The 6,521-nt window shown below is 69.4% G+C and carries 7 protein-coding genes and 1 pseudogene; 3 read left to right on the forward strand and 5 right to left on the reverse strand.

Going from position 1 to position 6,521, the window contains the following annotated elements; genetic code table 11:
• Positions 1–347 precede the first annotated feature (347 nt).
• Entirely contained in the window at positions 348–1,328 is a 981-nt protein-coding gene (locus ACWD5F_RS45395; RefSeq protein WP_451261982.1) for an NADPH:quinone reductase, read from the reverse strand.
• A 20-nt stretch (positions 1,329–1,348) separates the two neighbouring features.
• On the reverse strand, positions 1,349–1,927 hold the full coding sequence (locus tag ACWD5F_RS45400; protein WP_451261983.1) for a PadR family transcriptional regulator: 579 nt from the start codon (positions 1,925–1,927) through the stop codon (positions 1,349–1,351).
• Positions 1,928–2,054: 127 nt separating this feature from the next.
• Between ACWD5F_RS45400 and ACWD5F_RS45405 the strand changes: the two genes are divergently transcribed.
• A complete protein-coding gene (locus tag ACWD5F_RS45405; protein ID WP_451261984.1) occupies positions 2,055–2,447 on the forward strand; it encodes an ester cyclase in 393 nt (130 codons plus the stop codon).
• A 33-nt stretch (positions 2,448–2,480) separates the two neighbouring features.
• Positions 2,481–2,669, forward strand: coding sequence for a hypothetical protein (locus ACWD5F_RS45410; protein WP_451261985.1), 189 nt, complete (start codon positions 2,481–2,483; stop codon positions 2,667–2,669).
• 644 nt (positions 2,670–3,313) lie between these two features.
• Here the strand turns inward: ACWD5F_RS45410 and ACWD5F_RS45415 are convergent.
• Entirely contained in the window at positions 3,314–3,808 is a 495-nt protein-coding gene (locus ACWD5F_RS45415) for a hypothetical protein (RefSeq protein WP_451261987.1), read from the reverse strand.
• Between the two features lie 246 nt (positions 3,809–4,054).
• On the reverse strand, positions 4,055–4,399 hold the full coding sequence (locus ACWD5F_RS45420) for a hypothetical protein (protein WP_451261988.1): 345 nt from the start codon (positions 4,397–4,399) through the stop codon (positions 4,055–4,057).
• 183 nt (positions 4,400–4,582) lie between these two features.
• Between ACWD5F_RS45420 and ACWD5F_RS45425 the strand changes: the two genes are divergently transcribed.
• Complete coding sequence (locus ACWD5F_RS45425; protein ID WP_451261989.1) at positions 4,583–6,343, forward strand: S8 family peptidase; 1,761 nt, start codon at positions 4,583–4,585, stop codon at positions 6,341–6,343.
• 75 nt (positions 6,344–6,418) lie between these two features.
• On the opposite strand, the pseudogene ACWD5F_RS45430 reads toward ACWD5F_RS45425, so the two are convergent.
• Positions 6,419–6,521: pseudogene (locus ACWD5F_RS45430) on the reverse strand (ectoine hydroxylase); the annotation flags it as partial.

Consider the following 6,521-nt stretch of genomic DNA (forward strand, 5'->3'; position numbering starts at 1 on the left):
ACCCCATCCCAACACCCCCACCCCCCACAACACACCCCCCAGACAAGCCACACCCACACCCACACCCACCCGCACCCGCACCCGCACCCGCACCCGCACCCCGCACCCCGCAAACAAACCGGCCAGACGGTCCAACAACAACCAGCCCCAGACACACCACCTGGTCACGAAGATGACAGCGGACAGGCCCTACAGGTCCCGGACCTTCAACCACGCCACACGCCCCACCCCAAGACAGCCGAACGCTGGGCCACCCTTGCCGGCGGGAACTGGTCCGAATACTTCGCAGCGCGGCGGGCCGCCCCGCAGAGTTAGGCAGTTGAGCAGGGCATTGTCCCGAGTCCGCGCTATTGGGGGATGGTGACCAGGGTGCGGCTGTGGCCACTGCCGGCGTCGACGTGGTCGTGGGCTTTGGCGATGTCGTGCAGCAGGTATCGGTCGCCGACGGCGACGGTAAGGGCGCCGACGGCGGCTGCGGAGGTGAGGTCGCGGGCGGCCTGGCGTTTGGCCTCGGCGGGAAAGTCGTCGCTGCCGAGCAGCCGCAGGGTGACGTTGTTGAACAGCAGAGGCCAGAAGGGGATCTCGGTGCGGTCCGCGCGGGTGGCGTAGGCGGCGATGACGGCCCCCTGGGCGGCGACGGCGTTGTCGAGATCGGCGTTGTCGGACAGCGCGACTTCGATGATCCGGTCGACGCCCCGCGGCGCGTACGAGCGGACGGCAGCGGCGGGCTCGTCAGTGTCCAGGGCGATGGCGTGGGCGACAGCCGGGTCGACGTGGTCGAGGTCCGCGGTTCGGCGGACGGTGGCGATCACGGTGGCGCCGGCCCAGTGCGCGAGCTGGGCGGCCAGGGAGCCGACGCCGCCGAGAACTCCGTGGACCAGGACCAGTTGGCCCTCGACCGGGCCGTCGGCGAACACGGTGCGGTGGGCGGTGATACCGGGGATGCCGAGGCTCGCGCCCAGCTCGTCACTGAGGTGGTCGGGCAGGGGTGCGGCCTGGTGGTCGGGTACGACGGTGTACTGGGCGGCGGTGCCGAAGGGGCGGTAGGACTGGGCGCCGTATACCCAGACCCGTTGTCCGACGCGGTGCACGTCGACTCCGGCGCCCACCATGTCGATGACTCCGGCGGCGTCACTGTGCGGGATCACCCGCGGGAAGGGCATGGACGAGCCGAGCCAGCCGCGCCGTTTCTTGGTGTCGCCGGGGTTGACGCCCGAGACGGTGACGCGGACGCGGACCTCGCCGGGGCCGGGGACGGGATCAGCGAGTTCACCGACCTGCAGGACATCGCCGGCGGGTCCCTGGTCGTCGTACCAGGATGCAAGCATGGGGGTACCTCCGTGGACAGTCAGCTCGCGGGAGCGGCGGGCGCATGCGGATCGTTGTCGATGCCTGCGGCGTCGAATACGGGCGGTTCCTCCCCGAGGGTCTCGCGCAGCCAGGTCCGTTCGGCGCGACTGGTGGCGCGGGCAGTGAGCAGCATGCCCCGCCGGTAGGGGTCGGCGACCTCCTCGGCACGCAGGGGCCGCTCGTTGTCGTAGAAGAAGCTCGCCGGTTCTTCCAGGAACTCCAGCCGTCTGCGCAGCACCGCGTGCCGTTCGGCGACGTCGGGCAGGTGGGAGAGGAATGCCAGGACTACGTAGAACCGGGTGAAGTCGGTGATCTCGTGGTCGGCGGGCTTGCGCAGACGCTGCAGCATCTCGGCCCGCCCGGCCGCGGTCAGGCTGAGCACGTACCGGGCCGCCCCCGCGGCTGGGTCGGCGCGCCGCTCGATCAAACCCGACCTGGTCAGGCGATTGATCGCCGGATACAGGGTGCCGTCACTGACCGGCCGCGCATAACCGGTCAGCTGTGAGACGCGGCGGCGCAGCCCGTGTCCGGGCAGGGGTCCCTCGGCGAGGAAGCCGAGTATCGCGAGTTCCAGCATGAAGCCATCTTGGCACGGAGACATCGAATCGATGTGTGCATCGATTCGATGTTACGTTCGCAATGAACCCGCCCAGACGTCTCCGGAGAGGCACAGGACGATGCCATCGCAGTCCACCGAGTCAGTGATGAACCGTTTCATCGAGTTCATCAACACGGGCAACGAGGATCTCGCCCGCGAGGTCATTTCTCCGGACGCGGTGTTCCACGCACCCAGCCACCCGGAGCCACTGCGGGGACCCGATGGGTACATGGAAGTCATCGGGATGATGCGCAGCGCCTTCCCCGACGTCCAGTGGACGCTGGAGGAGACGGTCACCCAAGGCGACACCGTGGCCGCGCGGTTCACCATGCGGGGAACCCACGGCGGTGAATTCTTCGGGATCCCGGCGAGCGGCAACAGGATCTCGGTGCAGGCCATGAACTTCTACTACCTGGCCGACGGCCGGATCGTCGGGGAACGGAGCCAGCCCGATCTTCTCGGGGTAATGCAGCAGATCGGTGCCCTACTGGCGCCGTGAATCTCGCGGTGGCGTGCGGTGGAGCGCGTTGCGATGCGCAGGCCGACGTCGAACAACGGACTGGTGGCCACGTTGCGCTCCCCCGTCCACCACTGTCTGCGCCACGGTGACGTCGTACGGTCCTGCCCGGTTGCGATCTCCCGCACCATGAACAGGTCTGACTACGGGACCTGCGGGGGCGAGGATCTGACCAGCAAGCAGTTCGCCCGCGTTGGGTCGTGAGGCGGGCCGGTATGTGGCGGCCGTGCCGATCCCCCCGGCGCGAACCTGGCCCGGATCCGATCGGCGGCCGACTCCGCCACCAGACGCACCTGCCGGGCGGCATCGAAGCTGAGTTGTTCGGCGACCTGGCCAGCGTCGACCAGGTCCTCGCCGCACAGTATGACCCCGGTCGGCCGGCCCCGCTGGAGGCCCGCGGCGTCCATCACCTGGTAGGCGAGCAGACGCAGATCGCCCTCATGTCCGCACGGCACCACCATGCGGCGAGTCTTCTCCCGCGTCGAACCGCCGGCGAACCTGAGGGCGAGCGCGGGGCGCTGGCGCCCCGTCGCCGACGGCGCAGCCCGGCCCCGGTGACAAGGCCCGATCCCTTCAGGTTCACTACAAGGGAGGCCCCGTGACGGAAGGTCAGCAGTGATCGGGCGAAATGGGATCGCCGCTCCTGATCGCGGCGCAGTGGGTATGGGTGAGTCGTACTACCGCGCAGGAAGTCTCAGGTCGCCGCCCGCTGTCACCGCCTGCGGCCGTGGTGGCGGCCCCGGCACGCCGGAGGTTGTGCCTCCAGGCAGTCTCGTTTGGATCAGCGGGGGGCAAGAGGAAGATGCCTGCTGCAACGAAACTGCCCAGGGCGAGGCTGCCGCGCAGGCCTAGAGGGCGTCCCACACCTTGAACCACCCGATATTGTCGTTCGCTCGGGCACCCACATACGGCGTGCCGAACCCGTAGTAGTAGACGGCGCTTTGGCCGTCATTGAGGACGGCCTGCTGGCCGTCGCAGCTGTTGTAGGTGATGAACGAGGAGATCGAGAGCCGCCACAGCCCGGTGCTCAGGACGTAGCCGGCCGAGTCGCAGGGGCCGTAGTCCCCGTAGACGTCGGTGCTACCACCGCCGTACTCGGCGTGCTCGTACCAGGTCATGAGCAGGGTCCGGCCGCTGCGGCTGACCGCCGCCGTCCCGCTGTCGGAACAGGTCCGGCTCTTCACCCGGGAGAACTTCTCACCTGGCTTCACCCGCTCCACGACCACGGAGCAGTGCGTGGCGTCCGAGGACGCCGCGGCCGATGCCTGCGGTGCGAGTCCGACGAGGCCGATGAACGCAGCCGCCACGCTCAGAGTGGCGGCCATACGCGCGTACAGGGACATGGTGCTCCTTGCGGCTGGGCTGACAGGGCGTTGCGCGCCGCAAGCCTAGGAAGGCGAATCGCGCAGCGGTCCCTGACAGATGTCAGGGGCCGGAGCCGGCGGAGGAGCGACGTTCAGGACCAGGGCTGTGCGGACGCCTGCCAGGATCAGCGGCACCGCGAGCGGCAGTTGATGGTCGAGTGCTCGAGCCGAGCGACAGGCGGGTCTTGAGCGCGGGAAGGCAGGTTCCGTGGATATTGGGCGCAGTCACCTCATCGGCGTCGGCGGGGAGTTCGGGGCGGGTCCGCTCGGTGCGGGCTGCGGCCAGGTGTTGGCGCTGATCCAGGCGAGGACGACGATGGAGTACCGCTCTCGGGTGCCGAGGACGAGGGGATCGGTGACGGTGGTGGGTCCGTCATAGGCGACGTGGATGCGGGCCGCGGGCCGTCGTACAGAACGGCCTCCAGGCGGCGATGGCCGGGGAGTGTCTAGGGTCGAGTCCGGCTCTGGTGCGGGCAGCACGGGCGGCGCCAGGTCGGCGGGGTATGCCAGGGCGCGGTCGGCGTCGCCGAGCTCCCGGGAGGTCTCGACCCCTCGATGCCCGGGGTGCATCTCTTTTCAGCCATGCCCCTATGAGTTCCCTGTGCGGAAAGGTACTTCCGTACAGGAGCATGCACCTGACATCTTGCATTCACCATTCGTTTCGTACGCCCGTCCGCTGCCCTCAGCGCGGCCGGGCCGTCTCAGGAGGACGCTTTGAGACCCCCCATATCCGGCCGATCCAGACGCACGCTGGTGCTGGCGGCCACGCTCGGCGCCGTCCTCGCGTTCGGCGCCCCGGGCGCCCTCGCGGGCACGCTCCCTGTCGTCCCCTCCACGGCGTCGGCCGCCAAGGCCCCCGCTCCGGCCGCCGTGCCGGCTTCCCGCAGTGCGGCCTGGGTGGCCGGAACGCGTGCCTACCTCGTGATCACCGCCCCCGGTGACAACTCTGCGGTCCGTTCCGCGATCGAGGCCAACGGCGGCACCGTCTTCTCGGACTTCGACGCCATCGGCGTGATCGTCGCCCACTCGGCGTCCAGCGGGTTCGCCACCACCATGCGCGGCGTCGCCGGCGTGCAGCAGGTCGGCGCCACGCGCACCTCGGACGTTCCGGCCGCCGCCTACAACCCGGCGATCCCGGCCAGTCCGGCTCAGGCCTCGACCCCGGCCGGAGAACCCGTCCGGGCCGACATGAGCCAGATCAAGGCCGACCAGGCCTGGGCCGTGAACCCGGGCTCCGCCTCGGTCAAGGTCGGCATCCTGGACACCGGTGTCGACGACCAGCACCAGGACCTGGCGCCCAACTTCGACGCGGCCGACTCGGTCTCCTGTGCCTACGGCAAGCCCGACACCCGTGCCGGCGCCTGGCGGGACGTCGACACGCACGGCACCCACGTAGCGGGCACCATCGCCGCGGCCAAGAACGGCAAGGGCGTCGTCGGCGTGGCCCCCGGGGTGTCGATCGCCGCGGTCCGGGTCGCCGAGCCTGGCAACTCCTTCTTCTTCGCCGAGAACACCATCTGCGGCTTCGTCTGGGCCGGTGACCACGGCTTCAAGGTCACCAACAACAGCTATTACACGGACCCGTGGCAGTTCAACTGCCCGGACAACATCGACCAGGCCGCCATCATTGAGGGCGTCAAGCGCGCCCAGGAGTACGCCGAAGGCAAGGGCTCCCTCCAGGTCGCCGCCGCAGGCAACGAGAACTACGACCTCGCCCACAAGACGACCGACTCCGCGAGCCCGAACGACTCGACGCCGGTCACCCGCACCATCACCAACGCCTGCCTCGACATCCCGACCGAGCTGCCGGGCGTGGTCACGGTCGCGGCCAACGGCACGGGCGTCACCAAGGCATCGTTCTCCAACTACGGGCAGGGCGTCATCGACGTCGCGGCGCCGGGCAGCAACGTGTACTCCACCGTCCCCGGCGGCGGCTACGGCAGCAAGAGCGGCACCTCGATGGCCACCCCGCACGTGGTCGGCGTGGCGGCACTCATCGCCAGCGCCGACCCGGGCATCACCCCGGCGCAGCTCCGCGCCAAGCTGGCCGCCCAGGCCAACGACATCGCCTGCCCCTCGGACAGCCGCTGCACGGGCACGACGGCCAACAACTCGTTCTTCGGCGAGGGACAGGTCGACGCCCTCAAGGCCGTCGGGACCACGCCGCCGCCCGGCAAGTACTTCGAGAACCTCACGGACTTCGCCGTCAACGACAACGCGACCGTGGAGAGCCCGATCGCCGTCACCGGCGTGACCGGCAACGCCCCGGCCACCCTCAAGGTGGGTGTGGACATCAAGCACACCTACATCGGTGACCTGAAGGTCGACCTGGTGGCGCCGGACGGCACCGTCTACACGCTGCACAACCACACCGGCGGCAGCACCGACAACATCGCCCAGACCTACACCGTCAACGCCTCCTCGGAGGTCGCGAACGGCACCTGGAAGCTGCGCGTCAACGACAACGCCGCCTCCGACACAGGCAAGATCGACGCCTGGAACCTGACCTTCTGACGCAGAGTCCGGCAGCGGCGGGAATGCCGCGAACGGCCTGAGGTCGATGCCCTGCTCACCGTGCGCCCCTCTGGGGATCTGCAGGGCCCGGCCGACGACCCGCTCGTCGCGCACCAGGTTCGCGAAGACCTCGCTGATCCGGTGCACCTCGAAGACGGAGCGGATCTCCTTGGACTTC

It is taken from the genome of Streptomyces sp. NPDC002499, from assembly GCF_053595415.1.

What these genes read in the sequence shown, in the direction of transcription:
- ACWD5F_RS45420 (WP_451261988.1), bottom strand. Translation starts at nt 4,399, where the DNA reads ATGCACCCCGGGCATCGAGGGGTCGAGACCTCCCGGGAGCTCGGCGAC.
- ACWD5F_RS45405 (WP_451261984.1), top strand. Translation starts at nt 2,055, where the DNA reads ATGAACCGTTTCATCGAGTTCATCAACACGGGCAACGAGGATCTCGCC.
- ACWD5F_RS45395 (WP_451261982.1), bottom strand. Translation starts at nt 1,328, where the DNA reads ATGCTTGCATCCTGGTACGACGACCAGGGACCCGCCGGCGATGTCCTG.
- ACWD5F_RS45415 (WP_451261987.1), bottom strand. Translation starts at nt 3,808, where the DNA reads ATGTCCCTGTACGCGCGTATGGCCGCCACTCTGAGCGTGGCGGCTGCG.
- ACWD5F_RS45410 (WP_451261985.1), top strand. Translation starts at nt 2,481, where the DNA reads ATGCGCAGGCCGACGTCGAACAACGGACTGGTGGCCACGTTGCGCTCC.
- ACWD5F_RS45400 (WP_451261983.1), bottom strand. Translation starts at nt 1,927, where the DNA reads ATGCTGGAACTCGCGATACTCGGCTTCCTCGCCGAGGGACCCCTGCCC.